This is a genomic window from Bacillus cereus group sp. BfR-BA-01523, from assembly GCF_022662615.1.
GTDB classification, from domain to species: Bacteria; Bacillota; Bacilli; order Bacillales; family Bacillaceae_G; genus Bacillus_A; species Bacillus_A mycoides.
This window is the reverse complement of sequence record NZ_JAKUDX010000004.1, coordinates 271,142-290,843: the sequence shown is the minus strand read 5'-3', so window position 1 is coordinate 290,843 and position 19,702 is coordinate 271,142. Positions and strand designations below refer to the sequence as shown.

Here is a 19,702-nt window from a genome sequence, read left to right as displayed (position 1 = left end):
ATAGCGTTAAATTAAAATCAATGTGGTGATTTAAATCACTTATTATGTGTCATTTTTGAGAATAATAAAATGAGTTTTATAAAAGAGAGAGGGAGGGTAATTTGTCGCAATAGTTTCTGATAATAAAAAAAGAAGCTTACTAGAAGCTTCTTTTTACTACTATTTTTCACATGCAACTCCATCGCCATCACGATCAAGTTTAGAGCTATAACCTGGTTGATCTCTATATAATGGAGCTTTTCCAGCATTTTTAACTTCAGTACAATTTTTGTAAGTTACATTACTATTGTTACTTGCAGCTGGTTGTGTTTGAGCTTGCTGTACTTTTTGCTGATCCTCTTGTTGTTTGCGAGCTTGTTCATCAGCCTGGCGTTTTTGCTCTTCTTGTTGTTTACGAGCTTGTTCATCAGCCTGGCGTTTTTGCTCTTCTTGTTGTTTACGAGCCTGTTCATCAGCCTGGCGTTTTTGTTCTTCTTGTTGTTTGCGAGCTTGTTCATCAGCTAGACGTTTTTGTTCTTCTTGTTGTTTACGAGCCTGTTCATCAGCTAGACGTTTTTGCTCTTCTTGTTGTTTACGAGCTTGTTCATCAGCTAGACGCTTTTCATCTTCTTGCTTAAGAGCTTGTTCTTCCGCTTCTTTCTTTTCTAATTCTTTCTTTTCTAATTCTTTCTTTTCTAATTCTTTTTTCTTCTCGCTCTCTTTTTGTTCTGCATTGTTAGAAGCAACTTTTTTACTAGTGGCTGCCGTCTTTTCAGAAGAAGGAGCTGAAATACCTGATAATGCAACAAAAATGACAAATAAAATAGCAGTGATAATAAATTGTTTTTTTGCTACACCTGTCTTTTTAATTACGGATAAGATTGCTAGAACAAGGAAAAAAATAAATAAAATTAAACTTAAAGTAGTAAAAAAATCGATGACTGGGTGTTCAGATTTTGTAGTGCCCATTCCTATTAAGAGAATTGAAATCATAAAAAGAATAACAGTAGGACGACCATATTGTTTTGTTTTTCCAGTTTTCTTAAAGAATGAAATAATACATAGTATTAAAAGAATAAAAGCAATAAAAAATAAAGCTGCACCAATATTACTCAAAATCGCCATTTTTATACCTCCATTTGTAAGATTTTCACTATTGATTATATAGGAACTTATTGGGTATTACACGATTTATATAAATTTAGAAAATTAGTATTTTTAATAGACTTATAAACATTTATTTTATATATAAGGAAAAATAGATGTATCTCCTATTACATTTTTAAAAAGAATTCATAAAGTATAATATATCGATTAAAAGGAGGGGATTTAAATGGAATTTCAATTATTGGTAACTTGTATATTACAAGAAGGTAATGCTTTCTTTTTAGTAACGAAAGTAGACGATGTTATTACGTTAAAAGTACCGATTACTGCGGGAGTAGCAGGTTTATTCTTAGCTTTAGGTGTACCAAGATGTTCTTAATTTAAATTTCTAGAGTAGAAGGGAAGGGATATACCTCTCTCTTTTACTCTTACATAATATGATTATGTAAACTAAAATATTGTTTTGTAATAGCACGTTTAAAATGGACATGCATATACTATAATGTTTCATTGGATGTTAGTGATGAAAGGTAGTTTTCACACGTGCATGCAATGATGTTCATTAAGTTATGAAATTAAAGAGGTGCTATTATATATGAAAAGAAGAACATTTGATATTCCAGTTACATTGCGAAGAGAGTGGTTTTTAATAGAATTAGCCCATTTAACGAAAAAATATGGAATTGAAATTGCAACTAGCAAAATGGAAGCTGCACCGTTTTTAAAAGATCAAGTTACGGAATCAAAAATAGGATCAGGGCTCCAATACGATAAATATGATGATGAGTATATCATTGATTTATAAGAAAGAAGCTGCGTATAAAAGGTTATGAAATAGACCTTTTATACGCAGCTTTTTTAGCTAGAAATATGTTGAGAAATTTTTAATGAGCTGAATAGGAAAAGGAATGAATAAATGTTGAGAGAATAACGTTTCATAAGAAAGGGCAGTTACTATTTATCCACCTATAAAATAAGTAAGAAATAACTAAAGTAAAAATAGTGCTTCCTTTCAAAAAAGGGGGAATGTTAATGAGGATTTTGCAAAGGTGTATGTTATTACTTCTCGCATTTTTTATTATGACTCCGATGACTTTTAGTACGACGGTAAAGGCGGAAGAAGTAAAAGAGATTAAAACGGGACTTCCAGATAAAGAAGTATTTACACCTGGAGAATGGTTTTTAGGTCAAAAACCTGCTAATTACGATGAGAATAAGCCTCCAATTCTTTTTGTACAAGGAAGGAATGGGAATGCTGATAGTTGGTATGGAAAGACAGTGTATCACGATATAAATGATATGTATGACTATGCTTTAAAAGCAGGTTATCAAACAGTATTTATCCAATTATATGATGCCGTTGGGAAAGGGTCAGCTAGTCAGTGGGACAACGGAAAATTGTTAGCACAAAAATTAGAAGAAATATATAATCACTTCGGTAAAAAAGTTAATATTGTAGCACATAGTAAAGGCGGTATCGATACACAGGCTGCATTGGTAGGGTATGGTGCAAATCGATTTGTAGGAAATGTTATTACGCTTGCGACGCCACATCATGGCTCAAATTTAGCGGACTTATCATATAGTTGGTGGGCAGGATGGCTGGCTTCTATTTTAGGTCAAAAAGATGATGGTACGTACTCATTACAAATGGGCGAAATGGCAAAATTTCGTTCAACGATTGATAATAATCCAGCAGCTAAATTAAACCGTTACTATACGGCTACTGGGACTAGCTGGGGACCAGTATTTTCTGCGCTATCTATGGGCGGGTTATATTTGTCATCATACGGTTCAAATGATGGACTAGTAAATGAGTGGAGTGCTAAGCTGCCATATGGAACTCATTTATTTACAGATTCCAGATTTGATCATGATAATATACGAAAAGGATCTGCTGTTTTCTCTCGAATTGAACCATATTTACGTACAGCAAATGTAGCCGTACCAGCTTTAGTAGCATCCAGAACTAGTTCAAATGAAAATATAGAACAATTAAATACAACTTCAAATCAAAACATATTAGGAGGAGAATTGCCACAAAATCAGTGGATAGAGCAAACTGTTACGGTTGATAAAAAAGCTGAAGGAATAGTTTCTATCTTAACAGCGTCTTCTGATGTAGAAGTACAAATGATGTCTCCAAAAGGAAAAATGTATACAAATAAGGATAGCGTTATTACTACTGGTGAAGGTGAATCTTTCTTTGGTGGTGCGACAATTAGAACATTTAAATTTGATAAAATGGATGTAGGAGAATGGAAAGTTAAAATGATGGCGAAGCAGTCGAAAGATGCATTTTTAATTGTAAGCGATTACAAGGATGGTGCACCATTTGTTCTCCAAATGCCTACAAAAGTTAAAGTGAATAAATCTGAGTATAAACTGAAAAAATCACCTGTGGCACCTGAAATGAAAGGGGATCTTTCTATAACAGTAAGAGTAGTTAATAAAGAAGGGAAACTAGTCTCTGAATACAATGAATTACAAAATGGTAATAACAATACGTTTACTGGTGCTTTGAAGGACATAAAGCAACCAGGAGTATATAACGTTACGATGGATATAAAAGGGACGAATAAAGAAGGACAACCGTATAATCGTACAATTGTTAAGTCGGTTTATGTGGAGAAGTAAGAAAGAATGAGAAGTTTTTAATATAAAAAGTACCGAACTTTTGTAGTAGAAGAGTTCGGTACTTTTTTCATGTTTATTAGATTAACAGAAACGTACAATGGAATTTATGTTTGATTATAGGAATCAAAAGAACATTATTCAATAAAAAAAGATGCTGAAATAGCATCTGAATGTGAAGAGGATTATTAACTTAGTTTTATAACTGTTAATTCAACTGAATTAATACCATTATCACAAGTTGCAATACTTTGACGATTAAAACCACTATTATTTTTCAGTTGAAGAGTGGAATTAGCTGTCACTGTAACAATCGTTTCGCCTGCTAGTTGAAGACATTCGTTATTTGATGAAGTATTCATTTGGAAAGCGAAATCACCTTGACTATTAGCAAGTGGATTATTATTTAAAAATATAGTCATGACTGGAATATGTGGAAATACAGGATTTGAAGTAGTGTTAATAGTTGAAATGAAAGAAACTCTATAATCACCAGCTTGACTAAATTGTATAGTAGTAGGATTTAGTAAGGAAACTCCTCCTGCTATAGGGCCAACGTGATTAAATGGAAAAGGATCTCCAAAAGGAACAGTTATAAACTCAGTTTGCCAAAAAGTACCGTATGCTGGACAGCTTTTTTTATGTGAATGGTCGCATGAACATTTTTTATAGGAACTAGAAGAGGAGTTGCATGAGCATTTTTTATATGAACTAGAAGAAGAGTGGCATGAAGATCTTTTATATGAACTTGAAGAATGATAGTATGAACCCAATATATTACCTCCTATTATTAATAAATGTATAACACATAGTAGTTTATGCAATCGAAAAGCAATTGGCGTGTATACTTGTCCATATATAAGGTAATAGATTTGGGATAAAAAGCTGGCATAATATAAAGTGCTCTAATGAGGAGATATAGTTTTCAAAAAAATGGAGTTAGAATATTCTATATAATGAATTTTGGAGAAGAAAAAGGATGAATATTTAGCAGATAACTCTATCCAAGGTTTTAAAATGTTGAAGTATTTAAACTTTAAGATAGTATATCGCCAAAGTAAAGAAGAGAAGTATTTAAAGGACAGCATTTTAGTGAAACAGAGAAATGGATAAAGCGATGATTAAGTTTTTAACTTAGTCGTCGCTTTTTATTTATGTAGTTGTGCAGGAAGAAGGCAAAAAATATCGAATGAATGTAATTATACAGAATTGTTTGTATTTATTTCGAATAGTAGTTAAAGATACGTTAGTTATATTTCAAACAGTAAGAAAAGAGAGATTAAATAATAGAGGGAGCAACTTACATGGAAAATATATTAAAGGTATCCTCAAAATCAAGTCCGAATTCAGTGGCAGGTGCAATAGCGGGCGTACTAAGAGCAAGTGGCAAAGTAGAAATCCAAGTGATTGGAGCTGGTTCTTTAAATCAAGCGATTAAAGCAATTGCGATTGCAAGAGGTTTTGTAGCTCCAAGTGGCATTGACTTGGTTCTTGTTCCAGCGTTTCAAGAGGTTACTATCGATAATCAAGAAAGAACAGCAATCAAATTAATTGTAGGTCCTAGAAGGAGAAGGTCTTAATAGCGAGCATTAATATAAGGGGATTTGAAAAGGTCAATAGACTCCAAAAAGTTAGACACGTTATTTCATTTGACAGTTCCTTGGGCGTGGATACAGTATTGTACCGGATTTATGACTTTTAATTCCTCTTTATATTTAGCGGATTTTTCTAGAAACTTAAAAATGCCAAATCCTTTGTAACATAAGGGATTTGGCATTTTTGAGGTTTTTATGTTTTTTAAAATAAACAATTCTAAAACTGCTCATTCTTCTCCCAAGATTCTACAATATAATGAGCAATCGTTGGGTTGAATCCTTTACCAACTAAGAACATAATCGCAGCAACTTCTGTTAAAGCATGTTTGTGTGATGTATGTTTCGCTTCATTCAAGCCGTAATCTACCCAAGGTTTTACGAAATCAAGTACAGGTTTCTTTAAAGGTAAAAACTGTGTACCGACAACTTGTTGGATTTGTTGTTGCGTTGGTTCTGTAATAGGTCCAGGTGGTAAAATTTGTGGTTGTGTAATATCTAAAGTCGGCCCAGGTGGTAAAATTTGTGGTTGCGTCGGATCAATTGTTGGTGGTTTAGGTGGTGAGACACGTGCGTCATAGTTTGGTTGATACATTTGCTGTTGGTATGGATTTTGTTGATATTGTGGTTGCGTCTCGTATGGAGTACCTTGAAATTGAGGTTCTTGGCTAGGTTGTGCTACGTATGGATTTTGAGGATATTCATAATTTGGACGTGTGTCATAAGGGTTTTGAGGATATTCAGTTTCTTGATTTTGCGGTGTTGCGTATGGATTTTGTTCGTATTGTGGCTCTTGATGTTGTGTCTCTTGCTCCTCATATTGTTCAGCATATCTTTGTTCCTGATGTTGAGGATAAAGAGGTTGTTGTGGGTAAGGTGGTTGGTTATTATAGAACATTTTTATTCCTCCTTCATAATGATGCCTACCACCTAGTGTATGGGCGGACAAGAAAATATGTGATGAAAAAATGCGGGCGTGTTACAATAAGTAACTGGGTGAAGATAAAATGATAAAACAAGAAAAAATACAAAAAACAATAACTTTCGTAAAGCATATTTTAGAAAAAGATGCGAGTGGGCATGATTGGTATCATATTGAACGCGTACATAAATTGGCGATTTCTTTATCCGAGCAAGAAGGGGGAAATCGTTTTATAATTGAAATGGCAGCATTACTTCACGATGTAGCAGATGAGAAGTTAAATGAGAGTGAAGAAGCAGGAATGAAAAAAGTTTCTGATTGGTTAGAAGAGTTACGTGTTGAAGAAGATGAAAGTAAGCATGTTCTTCATATCATCGCCAATATGTCTTATAAGGGCGGTCATGGTGGCACAGTTGAGTCACTTGAAGGTAGAATTGTTCAAGATGCGGATCGTTTAGATGCTCTTGGTGCAATTGGAATAGCTCGAACGTTTGCATACGGAGGAGCGAAAGGGAGATTAATGTATGATCCAACTATCCCTCCTCGAGAAGTGATGACGAAAGATGAATATAGAAAAAATAATGATCCATCTTTAAATCATTTTTATGAAAAGCTTTTAAAACTAAAAGATTTAATGAACACGAACGCAGCAAAACAAGAGGCTGAAGTTCGTCATCGTTATATGGAACAGTTTATTGAACAATTTATGAAAGAGTGGAATGCACAAATATGAAAATGTTAACTGTGGAGAACTTATCGAAATCATACGGAGAAAAACCGTTATTTGATGGATTATCATGTAGTATTACAGAAGGACAACGTGTCGGAATTATCGGTGTAAACGGTACTGGTAAATCAACGTTATTAAAAATTATTGCAGGATTAGAAACTCCTGATACAGGTGATATGACGCATTCACGCGGATATACAATTAGTTATTTATCACAGCAACCAGAGTTTGATGAAAAACTAACAGTATTAGAGCAAGTGTTCCATGGTGATACACCTTTAATTCGTCTTCTTCGTGATTATGAACAATCGTTATTAAATATCGAAAAAGATCCAAGTAATGAAAAAGTACAGGAACAATTATTTGCAGTGCAGCAACGTATGGATGCGATGAGTGCATGGGAAGCAAATGCGAATGCAAAATCGTTATTAACGAAATTAGGAATTACTGATTTTACAGCAACTGTTGGAAACCTATCTGGTGGACAAAAAAAGCGTATTGCAATGGCGCAATGTTTTATTGAAACACCTGATTTATTAATTTTGGATGAGCCTACGAACCATCTTGACCATGAGACAGTTGAATGGTTAGAAGAATATTTAGCAAGATATACAGGTGCGGTATTACTTGTAACCCATGATCGTTATTTCTTAGATCGTGTGACAAACCGTATTTTTGAATTAGATAACGGTAAACTGTATAGCTACGAAGGAAACTACAGTACATTTTTAGAAGCGAAAGCACTTCGTGAAGAGCAAGAATCGGCACAAGAATCAAAACGCCAAAATTTATATCGTCGTGAACTTGCTTGGATTCGCCGTGGTGCAAAAGCCCGTTCTACGAAACAAAAGGCGCGTATTCAGCGTTTTGATGAGCTGAAGGGACAAGAAGGACCAGCAGCGAAGCAATCAGTTGATATTGCACTAAGTGGAAGTCGTTTAGGAAAGAAAGTACTTGAATTAAAAGATGTAACGAAAAAATTTGGTGATAAAACAGTATTACATAACTTTAATCATATTGTGAAGCCTGGTGATCGTATCGGAATCATCGGAGCAAATGGAAGCGGAAAATCATCACTATTAAATATGCTTGCAGGAAAATTCTCTCCTGATAGTGGTGAAATTGAAGTAGGACAAACTGTAAAAGTTGCCTATTATACGCAAGAAAATGAAGAGATGAATTTAAACCAGCGTATGATTGAATACATTAAAGAAATTGCGGAAGTTATTCATACGACAGACGGAAAAGTAATTGGCGCATCTCAAATGCTAGAACGTTTCTTATTCCTACCGCATTCACATGGAACAACGCTTGGTAAACTATCTGGTGGCGAAAGAAGACGGTTATATTTATTGCGTATTTTAATGGGAGAACCAAACGTACTATTACTTGATGAGCCTACGAATGATTTAGACACACAAACATTAACAGTGCTAGAAGATTATTTAGAAGATTTCCCAGGTGTCGTTTTAACTGTATCGCATGACCGTTACTTCTTAGATAAAGTAGTAGATGAATTGTTCATCTTTACTGGCGAAGGCGAAGTGCGTGAATTCCTAGGTAGTTATACAGAGTATTTAGAAATGGAAAAAACGAGAGAACTCATTGAGAAAGCAGAAGTTCAAAAGGAGAAAAAAGTAGTAGAAGAGGCTCCGAAACAACAACGTAAACGTAAACTTTCTTACAATGAGCAGCGTGAATGGGAAACAATTGAAGATACAATTGCACAACTAGAAGAGAAACTTGAATCAATTGGAGAAGAACTTACGAATGTTGGATCTGACTTCACAAAGGCCCAAGAATTATCTGAAGCAGGGCAGAAGATAGAAGAAGAGCTAGAAAAAACGATGGAACGATGGAGTGAACTATCCGACATCGTTGAAGGATTAAAATAAAAACAAGCTGCATATATTGAAAAGTAAAGAGAAAAACTTTACACTATTGGTAGAACCTATTTTAGGAGGGAAAAAATGAGAACATCTAATCCAATGTTGAAAAAAGAGGCATTCCGTAAAGAGGGAGCAAATACTTCTGCGATGACTATTGGCGGAACAGTAGGCAAAACGTTTATCATGCTTATCTTGCTGCTTGCAACGTCTGTCTATTCATACATACAGATGACGCAAGGTACGATGAAGATGCCAGTATTAATTGGCGCTTTAGTTATTGCGGCAATCGTCGCATTTGCGTCTATATTCTTCCCGCGCATTTCACCTATCGGTGCGCCAATCTATGCAGCGGTAGAAGGGGTTGTATTAGGGAGTATTTCAGCGATTTATACAATGAAATTTGGCGATACTATCGTTTTAAACGCTGTCTTACTAACAGTTTCAATTCTATTTGCAATGCTAGTGTTGTATGCAACACGCGTAGTAAAAGTAACTGATAAATTCCGCACAGGTGTAATCGCAGCGACAATGGGAATTATGGTTATGTATTTAATCGTATTCTTACTAAACATGTTCGGTGTTACAGTTCCATATATTCACCAAGGTGGAACAATCGGTATTATCATTAGTGCAGTTATTATTGTAGTTGCTGCATTAAATTTATTACTAGATTTCGATTTAATCGAAAATGGTGCACGTAGCCAAGCTCCAAAATATATGGAGTGGTACAGTGCAATGGGTCTAATGATGACGCTAGTATGGTTATACTTAGAAATTCTTCGTTTCGTTTCTTACTTTACGAAAAATGACTAATAAAAAAATCCTGCATGAAATGTGCAGGTTTTTTTGTTTTTAAAGATAAATTGAAAATATGGATGTTGGCGACTTAAATTGAAGGGGGATGGAATATGATGAAAGAGAAAAAAGGGATTATGAAAAAACTATTTTCTAAAAGTTTTTTCATAGAACTAGATAACGCTTTAACATATCCGTCAGCAGAAGTCATTCGTTCAGCTATTGAAGGACATGCGACAGAATGTAATGAACAATTGAAATTTGAGAGTAAAGTTAAACCGATTACTTTCTACTTAGAAAATGTAATGTACCGCGCTGAAATAAAGATGGCTCGCGGAGGATATTACATATCTTGCAGTGAAGTATAATATTTTTGGAAACTTTACATGTTTAAACTATGTAGGATTTCTTTTTTTGATTTGTAAGATATAAAGTAATAATTTTTGCTAACAAACATATCATTTTGCGCTTTTTACCCTTCCAACATTTTTCTTTACAATGAAGAAAAATATGTGAGGTGGTATAACTTATGATGAATCGAGTTGTATTAATCGGTAGATTGACAAAGGAGCCAGAATTATACTACACAAAACAAGGTGTCGCTTATGCACGAATATGTGTTGCGGTGAATAGAGGTTTTCGAAATAGTTTAGGTGAGCAACAAGTAGATTTTATTAATTGTGTTGTATGGAGAAGGTCGGCTGAAAATGTAACAGAATATTGTACGAAAGGCTCACTTGTTGGGATTACAGGGCGTATTCATACGAGTAATTACGATGATGAACAAGGAAAGAGAGTATATAGAACTGAAGTTCTGATTGAGAGCATTACATTTTTGGAGAGAAGGAGGGAGGGGGCATCGCAATAAGATGTAAAGAGTATTAAAAGTTAAGAGGGCTTTGTAGTATAGCCCTCTATTATTTTTGATTGATACCTTCCCAAACAACATCTAACTGTTGATTGAGTATATTTTTCGCATTTGTTTCATTAGAATTTAATAGGGATTGGGACATGAGTGTATAAAAATAAGTACTCATAATAGTAGAAGTGATAATATTTATATCCCATTGACTGTTTAATTTTCCTGTTTCTTTCGCTGCTGTAATAATTGAAGACAAACTTTCTTGTAGCTGTTGTATACTTTTTAATTCATTTTCTACTAAGTAGTTAGATTTAATAATTTCAAAAACAGCATGCTTCATTAATTCTCCATGTCCAGTAAAGCGATCTAGTAAGTCTCCTAAAACAAGTTTGATTCGTTCTTTTGGATGTTCCACATTTTCATACGTTTTTAAACTTTCATTCCATAGTTCAATTTGAGAATCACCTAAAAATAATAATATGTTTTCTTTTTTCGGAAAGTAGTTGAAGAAAGTTCCTTTTGCAATCCCGCATGCAGTAGTAATATCTTGAACCGTTACATTTTCGTATCCACGTTCTTGAAAGAGCTGTACTGCTTTTAGGAATATAAGTTCTTTTAATTCTTTTTTTCTCGTTTCTCTAAGCATATAATCGACTCCTAATACAAACAATTATATCTGTTTATTAGAGTATCTCAAATGAAATCTTATTTCATGCCTCCTAATTTTACTGTTTAATACAATTGAAAGAAGGATAGAGAGAATTCCGTTCATACTTTTCGTTGGAGTTTGTCATAAATGAAAACTGTATAGTTCATGTGCTTGCCTATTAGAAATCCATTTCGGAATATGTTTCATTGCTTGGTTTCTTAGTATAGTTAAAGGTTTACTTTCTATTTGTGCCATTTTTCCAACTTTCCACGCAGTGTTTGAGATTTTTTCAATTCTTTCTCGTCTTTTTTGTTCGTATTCTATAAATGCTTGGCGATAGTGGGCATTATTTTTGATGCATTCAGCAAGAATAATAGAATCTTCAATTGCCTGACAAGCTCCTTGGCCTAAATTAGGTGTAAGTGCATGGGCAGCATCCCCAATAAAGACGATGCGTTTGTCAAAAAACTGTTTCATTGGAATAATGTCTACAATATCACGATGAATCATATCAATGTCAGAGGCGTTATTTAAAATAGATGGGATGGGGTTATGGTAAGTTTTGAAATGATTATACAAATCTGCTGTTGTGTAATCCTTGTATTTGGGATCTCTAGCTTTAGCGTTTATGAGCGCATACCAGTATACTTCGTTGTTTGGGAGAGGGACGATACCAAATCTACCGTTTGTTCCCCAAGTTTCAATAAAATCGTTTGTTAAAGATAGACTATGAGCTGGAGTTACGCCGCGCCAACACGTATAACCGGCATAACGATAACCGTCACTTTGTGTTACTTGTTTTCGAACGACAGAATGAATACCATCTGCAGCAATGAGTATATTGCCGAGTGCTTCACTACCATCTTGAAATAATATTTTTAAGGCGTTTTCTTCATTTTGTTCTATTTTTACGCACTCTTTTCCCCATTCGACAGTACCTTCTTGTAGTTCGGAAAGTAGCAATTGATGTAAATCTTTTCTATGAATGGAGTACATTTTTGGATAACAAGCTGGAATGGTCAATTTACTAAATATAGTTCCTTTTTCGGATACAAGGTTAAAACCGTCACTTTCGTTGCCAAATTTTTTTATTTGCTCAGAAATTCCGTATGGTTCAAGTGCTTGCATCGCATTTGGGGCAATGATAATACCTGCACCAGCAACAGTAGTTTCAATATTTTTGTCATATACTTTTACATCTAATCCTATTTTTTGTAAGGAAATTGCTACACAAAGACCAGCAATACCACCACCTATAACCATGACATTATTCATTTGTTATCCCTCCACAATTAAGTGACTTAACTCATAAAATGACCACGGTCATTTTATGAGTTAAGATTAATACCTTTTTTTGTTATTGTCAATTAGACTTTTAACTATAGTTCCGGAACGATTAGGTGAAAATAGAAATAATTGAAATTCTAAAAATGTAGAAGAGGAATTAGTAAAATTAAGCATCCGAGTAGGAGTATAGAGGGATAACATGTTACAATACAGCTAAGAACACGCAATAAAGGAGAGTTTTTTACGTGAAGATTAAAGCAATTGAACCGACGCCAAGTCCAAATACAATGAAAGTTATTTTGAATGAAGTATTACCATCAGGAGCGCGTAATAATTATACAAATGAAAATAAAGAACAAGCACCAGTGCAAGTGCAAGAAATTTTGAAGATTGAAGGCATTAAAGGTGTGTATCATGTTGCAGACTTTTTAGCAGTGGAGCGAAATGCGAAGTATGACTGGAAAGTTTTATTACAACAAGTTCGTGCTGTTTTCGGTGAAGAAATAGTGGAAGAAAGCGAAGAACAACAACTTTCTCATTTTGGAGAAGTGAAAGTGTTTGTTCAAATGTTCTTTACAATTCCGATGCAAGTGAAGTTAACAGATGGAACCTCAGAAGAGCGTGTTGGTTTACCTGATCGTTTTAAAGAATCAATTATGAAAGTGCAAATGTCTGCACCTAACGTTGTGAAAGAGCGTAAGTGGGTAGAGCAAAGTACACGTTACGGTAATTTTGAAGAAATCGGGAAAGAAGTAGTAGAAGAAATTATTGCTGCTTATTCAGAAGAACGTGTAAATGAAACGGTTAAAGAATTATTAAACCAGGCAGGTGCTGTTGAAGTAACGATTCAAAAGCGTGAGCCATATAAAGTAACAGAAGAGATGATGAAAGATTCTGACTGGAAAAACCGTTTTGCAGCTTTAGAACAAATGGATCCAACGGAAGAAGATATGATGGTATTGAAAATGGCATTAGATGATGAGAAAGTATCTATCCGCCGTTTAGCAACAGCTTATTTAGGTATGGTAAAAGGTGAAGGAGTATTGCCGTTATTATATAAAGCGTTATTAGATCGTTCAGTAAGTGTTCGTCGTACAGCAGGAGATTGCTTATCAGACGTAGGTGATCCAGCAGCGATGTTCGTTATGATTAAATCTCTGAAAGATTCAAGTAAATTAGTACGCTGGCGTGCAGCAATGTTCTTATTTGAACTTGGTGATGAAAGTGCAATTCCGGCACTAAAAGCAGCAGAAGATGATCCGGAGTTTGAAGTGGCGATGCAAGCACGTTTAGCTTTAGAACGTATTGAAGGCGGCGAAGAAGCAAAAGGATCAGTATGGAAGCAAATGACGGAGTCTCGTAAAGGGGAATAGTTTATGATTGTTTTCTATGATAGTTGGTGCCCGATGTGTACGGCGGTTGCAGAACGTACGAAAAGATTAGATAAAAAGGGTAAGATGAAATTTGTTTCATTTCGAGATGAAGATGTAGTTGAGAAGTATGAACTTTCTCAAGAATTACAAAGTAAGATGGAACAAAGATTGTATATTTTAAAAAATAATAAGTGGTATGACGGAATTCATAGCATTAACGTATTAGCAAAGGCCGTTCCATCTTATTGGTTTGCAGTACCTTTTATAAAACTATCTATCGTGCTTGGATTTGGAAGTAAAGTATACGATTATATTGCCAACAATAGAAAACTTGTCCCAGTTGGACACTGTCGTGAAGGGGTTTGTGAAATCCCTACAAAAAAATGAAATCATCGTTATCTTTCTTTTGCACCTATTAATAGAGCGTGATATGATAAATTTGGAATGAAAGTTGAAGGAGAGATACAAGATGTCAAATGCATATGAAGAATACATGCGTCAAATGGTAATTCCAATGCGCCAAGAGTTAGTGCGTTCTGGATTTGAAGAGTTAACTACAGAAGAAGCTGTAACAGAATTTATGGAGAATGCATCAGGTACAACTTTAGTAGTTGTAAACTCTGTTTGTGGTTGTGCAGCTGGTTTAGCACGCCCATCAGCAGGTCAAGCGGTTGTACGTGCTGAAAAACAACCTGATCATCTTGTAACTGTATTTGCAGGTCAAGATAAAGATGCTACTGTAAAAATGCGTGAATACTTCGGAGAAATTCCTCCATCTTCACCATCTATGGCATTACTAAAAGGAAAAGAAGTTGTTCACTTCATTCACCGTCATGAAATTGAAGGCGCAACAATGGACGAAATTATTACAAACTTAGAACAAGCTTTCGAAAAGAATTGCTAAAGTAGGGGGAGAGTGAATCTCCCTCTTTTCTTTATATAGAGGTGAAAAAATGATAGTAACAACAGCAGGAAGAACAAATAAAGAAATGAAAGATTATGCAAACAAGGTAGCAGCAGAATTAAATCTTTCTTTCGTTAAACGTAATGACATACCAGTACATAAACTGCATGAGCAGTATGAACAAGATGTACTTGTCGTAGGGAAAAATCGATTAGCCATTTATCCAAAAGGTACGGAAGAGTCGTTTTTCTTTCATCCAAACTCAGCGATGTTTCGTGTGAAAAGGTTAATGCGCGGAGAACATGATCCATTTATACAAGCTGCTAAATTAGAGAGCGGAATGACAGTATTAGATTGTACGCTCGGTATGGCATCAGATAGTATTGTAGCTAGTTATGTTGTTGGTGAAAGTGGAAAAGTAACAGGGCTTGAAGGAAACGAATATATGTCTTACATCATGGGAAAAGGCTTGCAAACATGGTCTTCATCCGTTTCTGAAATCGATGAAGCAATGCAAAGAATCGATGTAAAGCAAACAGAGCATTTTGCATTTTTAAAACAATGTGAAGATAATAGTTATGACGTTGTTTACCTTGATCCAATGTTTGAAGAAACTGTCATAGAATCAGATGGAATTAAAGGATTAAAACACTTCGCTTTGTATCATGATATTACTGACGAAACAATTGCGGAAGCGAAGCGTGTGGCGAGAAAGCGTGTCGTTCTGAAAGATCATTTTCGTAGTTCTAGATTTGAAAAACATAATTTTCACGTATACAAAAGAAAAAGTGCTAAGTTTCACTTTGGTGTAATTGACCCTTGCTAATTGTTTGAAAAGATGTATAATAAGCAATAATTAATTAAATATACTGTCTGTGATGAAGAGAGTAGTCTTTTTCAGAAGGAAAGCGAGCTAGGGATGGTGTGAGCCTAGTGCAGAAGAAAAAGATGAAGCGCACTTCGGAGACGCTTCTTGAACGAATAGTAGAGTAAGCCGAGGCCCCCTGTCCTCGTTATAAACGGGAAAGTGGTTCGAAATGAACAACAAGGGTGGTACCACGGGTTAAAACTCGTCTCTTTTTTAGAGACGAGTTTTTTGTGTTTTAAAAAATAAGGAGGTTATAGTATGAATTATAAAACGCAGTTTGCGAAAAGTTTATCGAATATTTTTACAAATGAATTAACACAAAATCAAATTTTAGATTTAATCGAAACACCAAAACAAGATGAATTCGGAGATGCAGCGTTCCCATGCTTTTCACTAGCGAAGCAATATAAAAAATCACCAGCTATTATAGCGAAGGAATTGGCGGAGAAATTAAATGATCCGTTCTTTACGAAAGTAGAGGCTGTGGGTCCTTATGTAAATGTATTTTTTAATCGTGAAACAGTAAGTGATAAAGTATTAAAAACGATTTTAGCGGAGAAAGAAGAGTACGGTCAAAATCACTTTGGATGTGAAAAAACGGTAGTTATCGATTATTCCTCTCCTAATATCGCGAAACCTTTTTCAATGGGGCATTTACGTTCTACAATGATTGGTAATTCGCTGAAACATATCGCCGAAAAATGTGGGTATGAAGTTGTCGGAATCAATTATATTGGCGATTGGGGCACGCAGTTTGGAAAGTTAATTACTGCATATAAAAAATGGGGAAATGAAGAAGTTGTTAAAGAGGATCCAATTCGTGAGTTATTTAAGTTATATGTTCAGTTTCATGAAGAAGCAAAAGAGAACAAAGAACTAGAAGAAGAAGGACGCTCATGTTTTAAAAAACTAGAAGAAGGAAATGAAGAAGCAGTCGAACTTTGGAATTGGTTCCGTCATGAGTCTTTAAAAGAATTTTCTCGTATTTATGAACTTCTCGGTGTGGAATTTACAAACTTTCAAGGAGAAGCTTTCTATAACGATAAAATGGAAGACTTTATTGGGATTTTAGAAGAGTACGACTTACTGGAAGAATCAGAAGGGGCATTAGTCGTTAATTTAGAAGAAGAAGGTATGCCGCCATGTTTAATTAGAAAATCAGATGGTGCTACCATTTACGCAACACGTGATTTAACAGCGGCATTGTATCGTCAAAACACATACGAATTTGATAAAGCGTTATATGTTGTAGGCCCAGAACAAAGCTTACATTTCAATCAATTTTTCACTGTATTAAAAAAGCTTGGTTATGACTGGGTCGATGGTATGGAACATGTACCGTTCGGGTTCATATTAAAAGATGGTAAGAAAATGTCGACACGTAAGGGCAGAATTATTTTATTGGAAGAAGTGTTAGAAGAAGCTGTTGCGCTTGCGGAACAAAATATTGAAGAGAAAAATCCGAATTTAAAACAAAAAGAAGAAGTGGCAAAACAAGTCGGTATTGGAGCAGTTATCTTCCACGATTTAAAAAATGAGCGTATGCATAATATCGAATTCTCATTAGAAAATATGTTGAAATTTGAAGGAGAAACAGGACCATATGTGCAGTACACACATGCGCGTGCCTGCTCTATTTTAAGAAAAGAAAGTGTAGAATTTGAAACGTGTACTTTTGAATTAAAAGACGATTACAGCTGGAGTGTCGTAAAATTACTCAATAAATTCCCGCAAGCAATTGAAGCGGCCTTCAACAAAAATGAGCCATCTATTATTTCAAAATACGTATTAGATGTAGCGCAAGCGTTCAATAAATATTATGGAAATGTTCGTATATTAGAAGAGAGCGAAGAGAAAGAGAGTAGACTCGCATTAGCTTATACTGTGACGGTTGTATTAAAAGAGGGATTACGTTTACTTGGGGTAGGGGCACCTGAGGAGATGTAAAATAAAAATTTTGTGCTTATGCGCCGAGAGAAATAATCACATTACTTTACTAATAAACTACAAATCAAATTAAAGCGTAATATAGAGTAACAAAAAGACAAAACAGGCGATTATTAGCCTGTCTTGTCTTTTTGTATTTTCTTAAATAAACTCTTATCTATAAAGAGTTATACGCTGCGAAGTGTAAGAACTCTATAATTATGTTGCGAAATCAATTAAAATATTTGTAGAGAGGATGGTCCGTATTGATTCGAGCTTTCATTTTACATATTCCTTGTCATAGACTACCGGAAAGAAGTTTTCTTAAACTACAAAAATACATACCTTTATGTGCGCGTTGTACAGGCATGTTTATCGGTATTTTAATGTTTCCAATTTATTTTTATATGACACCTTGGTTTCTGCCTGCAATAATACTATCATTTTCCGCTCAAATTCCGTTACTTATTGATGGATTCACCCAAAAATGGAAATGGAGAAGCAGCACAAATTTACTAAGAGTAACGACTGGTTTATTAAGCGGTAATGGTATGGGACTATTTATTGCATCTAGTATTATATGGATTACATCTAAAAGCATATATTAACGGAAGGAGAACTTTACATGTTTTGGATCTACTTAGTTTTAATTCTTATTTCAGGAGGAAGCGGGATTAGTTTTCTCATTTATGAAAGAAATATAGAAGCAATAATTGCTTTTGTTATTTGTACAGTATTTATTGTGTTACTCTATTTTCACCTAAAAAGAAATGACGAACATAGAAACTGTGATTGCAGTACATTAGCTTGTACCGATTATACTGATTGTAATTGTTAAATTATGCGAGTGGAAAAGTTAGTGTATCATTTAAGGTATACTAGCTTTTTTTATTAGAAGTGTAGGAATGTGACTATTAAATGGAGAACTTTAGTTTTGTATATAAAAGGAGGTGTTGGACCTGAAAGAGTATGATTGGAACAGCAAACTAACATATTTAAAAAATACGAGAGATTTATATTACAATGACGATTATTTAAGTTTTTTAGTAAATACAGTTTGGAAGATTTCTGAACCGGTACATATTGTTGATTATGGTTGTGGATATGGTTATTTAGGCTTAGTTTTGTTGCCATTGCTTCCAAAGGGATCAAAGTATACAGGCATTGATAGCGGGGAAGCATTAATAGCTGAAGCGAGAGAGTTGTTTCGTTCGCTTCCATATGAATCAGAATTTATTGAAGGAGATGCTACAGAAATTGAATTGGAAAATAAATATGATATAGCAATCTGTCAGGCTTTCTTATTACATATGAGTTCCCCAAAAACGATGCTAGAGAAGATGATACATTCAATTAAACAAGGGGGTAAAATAATCTGTTTTGAACCACATTGGATGTCAAATATGTCTTCATACGTATTAGATGGAGAGAATCAATCGGAAATTATCCAGATAGGTATTTTGCAGAAATTATTTGAAAGGGACACACAGAGAAACGATAAAGATGGAAATATCGGTATCAAAATACCTATGTATTTAAGTGAATTGGGTGTGGGAAATATCGAATGTAGAGTAAGTGATAAGGTGAACTTTTTAGACTCTAATATGCATCATAATGATAAATATAGTTTGTATCATTCATTAAAAGAAGAGGGAATTGCGGGCAGTCCAGGTGATAAACAACAATTTATAGAACTTTTAATGGCCAAAGGATTAACATATGAAGAAGCGTTAGCTCAATATGAAGCGGAACTACGGTTTTTTAAAGCATTTCATATGCATTCATCTTTAGTATATGCTCCGAATATGAAAATTACATTTGGTGAAATAAAGAAGTAAATATCATATTAGAAAAGTAAGGGAGAAGGAGAATTGCTACATTTCTAATATGGATAGGTTATCATTATTATCAAGATTTTCCGGTGAATCGATATATCTTATCAAATCGTTAATATAATTTCATCCACTGAATGAAGGCTCAAAAAAGAAGATAAAACCCATCTTCGAATAATACATGTTATTTCATCAAATTAAACAAAATAACGAGAAAAAGTATCGTTTTTAAGATATTTAGTTATAAACTTGAATAATATTAAATAATATCGTTCATTATATGAGGTTTTAGTTGAATGCATACTATATGATGTGTAAAATCTAAGCAAGTAGGTTAGAATACTGCTTGCAAA

22 protein-coding genes and 1 other annotated feature are annotated in these 19,702 nt (G+C 34.5%); of the genes, 17 read left to right on the top strand and 5 right to left on the bottom strand.

Going from position 1 to position 19,702, the window contains the following annotated elements; genetic code table 11:
- Positions 1 to 159 precede the first annotated feature (159 nt).
- Entirely contained in the window at positions 160 to 1,104 is a 945-nt protein-coding gene (locus tag MR066_RS13400) for an excalibur calcium-binding domain-containing protein (protein WP_242247451.1), read from the bottom strand.
- Between the two features lie 208 nt (positions 1,105 to 1,312).
- Here MR066_RS13400 and exsG point away from each other — a divergent pair, with 208 nt between their 5' ends.
- The 3 genes from exsG to MR066_RS13385 all read left to right on the top strand — a co-directional run bounded on the left by exsG (position 1,313) and on the right by MR066_RS13385 (position 3,723).
- Positions 1,313 to 1,465: an exosporium protein ExsG gene (gene exsG / locus MR066_RS13395; protein ID WP_000395678.1), complete on the top strand. Its 153-nt coding sequence runs from the start codon at positions 1,313 to 1,315 to the stop codon at positions 1,463 to 1,465.
- A 216-nt stretch (positions 1,466 to 1,681) separates the two neighbouring features.
- Complete coding sequence (locus MR066_RS13390) at positions 1,682 to 1,891, top strand: hypothetical protein (protein WP_116329261.1); 210 nt, start codon at positions 1,682 to 1,684, stop codon at positions 1,889 to 1,891.
- A 227-nt stretch (positions 1,892 to 2,118) separates the two neighbouring features.
- On the top strand, positions 2,119 to 3,723 hold the full coding sequence (locus MR066_RS13385) for an esterase/lipase family protein (RefSeq protein ID WP_242247450.1): 1,605 nt from the start codon (positions 2,119 to 2,121) through the stop codon (positions 3,721 to 3,723).
- 185 nt (positions 3,724 to 3,908) lie between these two features.
- On the opposite strand, the gene MR066_RS13380 is transcribed toward MR066_RS13385, so the two are convergent.
- Positions 3,909 to 4,493 (bottom strand): preprotein translocase, encoded by a 585-nt coding sequence (locus tag MR066_RS13380; RefSeq protein ID WP_242247449.1) that lies wholly within the window; start codon positions 4,491 to 4,493, stop codon positions 3,909 to 3,911.
- Positions 4,494 to 5,024: 531 nt separating this feature from the next.
- Here MR066_RS13380 and MR066_RS13375 point away from each other — a divergent pair.
- Positions 5,025 to 5,300 (top strand): stage V sporulation protein S, encoded by a 276-nt coding sequence (locus MR066_RS13375; RefSeq protein WP_002035358.1) that lies wholly within the window; start codon positions 5,025 to 5,027, stop codon positions 5,298 to 5,300.
- A gap of 232 nt (positions 5,301 to 5,532) precedes the next feature.
- Here MR066_RS13375 and MR066_RS13370 read toward each other — a convergent pair whose 3' ends face one another.
- Positions 5,533 to 6,210 carry a hypothetical protein gene (locus MR066_RS13370; RefSeq protein ID WP_002065129.1) on the bottom strand — a complete coding sequence of 226 codons (678 nt, stop codon included), beginning with the start codon at positions 6,208 to 6,210 and terminating at the stop codon, positions 5,533 to 5,535.
- Between the two features lie 109 nt (positions 6,211 to 6,319).
- On the opposite strand from MR066_RS13370, the gene MR066_RS13365 reads away from it, so the two are divergent.
- The 5 genes from MR066_RS13365 (at position 6,320) to MR066_RS13345 (ending at position 10,516) form a co-directional block, all read left to right on the top strand.
- Entirely contained in the window at positions 6,320 to 6,967 is a 648-nt protein-coding gene (locus tag MR066_RS13365) for an HD domain-containing protein (RefSeq protein ID WP_002012557.1), read from the top strand.
- The gene (locus tag MR066_RS13360; RefSeq protein WP_002127139.1) at positions 6,964 to 8,859 is read left to right on the top strand and encodes an ABC-F family ATP-binding cassette domain-containing protein; all 1,896 of its coding nucleotides are present in this window, start codon (positions 6,964 to 6,966) and stop codon (positions 8,857 to 8,859) included. The genes MR066_RS13365 and MR066_RS13360 overlap by 4 nt, the downstream gene beginning before the upstream one ends.
- Before the next feature lie 75 nt (positions 8,860 to 8,934).
- Complete coding sequence (locus tag MR066_RS13355; RefSeq protein WP_002141570.1) at positions 8,935 to 9,666, top strand: Bax inhibitor-1/YccA family protein; 732 nt, start codon at positions 8,935 to 8,937, stop codon at positions 9,664 to 9,666.
- Between the two features lie 95 nt (positions 9,667 to 9,761).
- Positions 9,762 to 10,016: a DUF4318 domain-containing protein gene (locus MR066_RS13350; RefSeq protein ID WP_061688393.1), complete on the top strand. Its 255-nt coding sequence runs from the start codon at positions 9,762 to 9,764 to the stop codon at positions 10,014 to 10,016.
- A gap of 161 nt (positions 10,017 to 10,177) precedes the next feature.
- The gene (locus MR066_RS13345) at positions 10,178 to 10,516 is read left to right on the top strand and encodes a single-stranded DNA-binding protein (protein ID WP_002141572.1); all 339 of its coding nucleotides are present in this window, start codon (positions 10,178 to 10,180) and stop codon (positions 10,514 to 10,516) included.
- A gap of 49 nt (positions 10,517 to 10,565) precedes the next feature.
- On the opposite strand, the gene MR066_RS13340 is transcribed toward MR066_RS13345, so the two are convergent.
- Positions 10,566 to 11,156, bottom strand: coding sequence for a TetR/AcrR family transcriptional regulator (locus tag MR066_RS13340; protein WP_002136037.1), 591 nt, complete (start codon positions 11,154 to 11,156; stop codon positions 10,566 to 10,568).
- Positions 11,157 to 11,300: 144 nt separating this feature from the next.
- Positions 11,301 to 12,434 carry an FAD-dependent oxidoreductase gene (locus tag MR066_RS13335; protein ID WP_002141574.1) on the bottom strand — a complete coding sequence of 378 codons (1,134 nt, stop codon included), beginning with the start codon at positions 12,432 to 12,434 and terminating at the stop codon, positions 11,301 to 11,303.
- A gap of 257 nt (positions 12,435 to 12,691) precedes the next feature.
- On the opposite strand from MR066_RS13335, the gene MR066_RS13330 reads away from it, so the two are divergent.
- The 8 genes from MR066_RS13330 (at position 12,692) to MR066_RS13295 (ending at position 19,355) form a co-directional block, all read left to right on the top strand.
- Complete coding sequence (locus MR066_RS13330) at positions 12,692 to 13,819, top strand: conserved virulence factor C family protein (RefSeq protein WP_002031644.1); 1,128 nt, start codon at positions 12,692 to 12,694, stop codon at positions 13,817 to 13,819.
- Positions 13,820 to 13,822: 3 nt separating this feature from the next.
- A complete protein-coding gene (locus MR066_RS13325) occupies positions 13,823 to 14,206 on the top strand; it encodes a thiol-disulfide oxidoreductase DCC family protein (RefSeq protein WP_002085930.1) in 384 nt (127 codons plus the stop codon).
- An 82-nt stretch (positions 14,207 to 14,288) separates the two neighbouring features.
- Positions 14,289 to 14,723: a BrxA/BrxB family bacilliredoxin gene (locus MR066_RS13320; protein WP_002012568.1), complete on the top strand. Its 435-nt coding sequence runs from the start codon at positions 14,289 to 14,291 to the stop codon at positions 14,721 to 14,723.
- A gap of 49 nt (positions 14,724 to 14,772) precedes the next feature.
- Positions 14,773 to 15,549: a class I SAM-dependent methyltransferase gene (locus MR066_RS13315; protein ID WP_002141576.1), complete on the top strand. Its 777-nt coding sequence runs from the start codon at positions 14,773 to 14,775 to the stop codon at positions 15,547 to 15,549.
- Between the two features lie 40 nt (positions 15,550 to 15,589).
- Positions 15,590 to 15,804: a binding site (T-box leader), on the top strand.
- Between the two features lie 45 nt (positions 15,805 to 15,849).
- Entirely contained in the window at positions 15,850 to 17,538 is a 1,689-nt protein-coding gene (argS, locus tag MR066_RS13310) for an arginine--tRNA ligase (protein ID WP_242247448.1), read from the top strand.
- Positions 17,539 to 17,783: 245 nt separating this feature from the next.
- Positions 17,784 to 18,125, top strand: a complete 342-nt coding sequence (locus tag MR066_RS13305) for a DUF2085 domain-containing protein (RefSeq protein ID WP_242247447.1) — start codon at positions 17,784 to 17,786, stop codon at positions 18,123 to 18,125.
- Positions 18,126 to 18,142: 17 nt separating this feature from the next.
- Positions 18,143 to 18,355, top strand: coding sequence for a hypothetical protein (locus MR066_RS13300; protein WP_002141579.1), 213 nt, complete (start codon positions 18,143 to 18,145; stop codon positions 18,353 to 18,355).
- 121 nt (positions 18,356 to 18,476) lie between these two features.
- Positions 18,477 to 19,355, top strand: a complete 879-nt coding sequence (locus tag MR066_RS13295; protein ID WP_242247563.1) for a class I SAM-dependent methyltransferase — start codon at positions 18,477 to 18,479, stop codon at positions 19,353 to 19,355.
- Positions 19,356 to 19,702: the final 347 nt, after the last annotated feature.

Coding starts and splice junctions, on each gene's coding strand:
- MR066_RS13400 (WP_242247451.1), bottom strand. CDS start 1,104: ATGGCGATTTTGAGTAATATTGGTGCAGCTTTATTTTTTATTGCTTTT.
- exsG (WP_000395678.1), top strand. CDS start 1,313: ATGGAATTTCAATTATTGGTAACTTGTATATTACAAGAAGGTAATGCT.
- MR066_RS13390 (WP_116329261.1), top strand. CDS start 1,682: ATGAAAAGAAGAACATTTGATATTCCAGTTACATTGCGAAGAGAGTGG.
- MR066_RS13385 (WP_242247450.1), top strand. CDS start 2,119: ATGAGGATTTTGCAAAGGTGTATGTTATTACTTCTCGCATTTTTTATT.
- MR066_RS13375 (WP_002035358.1), top strand. CDS start 5,025: ATGGAAAATATATTAAAGGTATCCTCAAAATCAAGTCCGAATTCAGTG.
- MR066_RS13370 (WP_002065129.1), bottom strand. CDS start 6,210: ATGTTCTATAATAACCAACCACCTTACCCACAACAACCTCTTTATCCT.
- MR066_RS13365 (WP_002012557.1), top strand. CDS start 6,320: ATGATAAAACAAGAAAAAATACAAAAAACAATAACTTTCGTAAAGCAT.
- MR066_RS13360 (WP_002127139.1), top strand. CDS start 6,964: ATGAAAATGTTAACTGTGGAGAACTTATCGAAATCATACGGAGAAAAA.
- MR066_RS13355 (WP_002141570.1), top strand. CDS start 8,935: ATGAGAACATCTAATCCAATGTTGAAAAAAGAGGCATTCCGTAAAGAG.
- MR066_RS13350 (WP_061688393.1), top strand. CDS start 9,762: ATGATGAAAGAGAAAAAAGGGATTATGAAAAAACTATTTTCTAAAAGT.
- MR066_RS13345 (WP_002141572.1), top strand. CDS start 10,178: ATGATGAATCGAGTTGTATTAATCGGTAGATTGACAAAGGAGCCAGAA.
- MR066_RS13340 (WP_002136037.1), bottom strand. CDS start 11,156: ATGCTTAGAGAAACGAGAAAAAAAGAATTAAAAGAACTTATATTCCTA.
- MR066_RS13335 (WP_002141574.1), bottom strand. CDS start 12,434: ATGAATAATGTCATGGTTATAGGTGGTGGTATTGCTGGTCTTTGTGTA.
- MR066_RS13325 (WP_002085930.1), top strand. CDS start 13,823: ATGATTGTTTTCTATGATAGTTGGTGCCCGATGTGTACGGCGGTTGCA.
- MR066_RS13320 (WP_002012568.1), top strand. CDS start 14,289: ATGTCAAATGCATATGAAGAATACATGCGTCAAATGGTAATTCCAATG.
- MR066_RS13315 (WP_002141576.1), top strand. CDS start 14,773: ATGATAGTAACAACAGCAGGAAGAACAAATAAAGAAATGAAAGATTAT.
- argS (WP_242247448.1), top strand. CDS start 15,850: ATGAATTATAAAACGCAGTTTGCGAAAAGTTTATCGAATATTTTTACA.
- MR066_RS13300 (WP_002141579.1), top strand. CDS start 18,143: ATGTTTTGGATCTACTTAGTTTTAATTCTTATTTCAGGAGGAAGCGGG.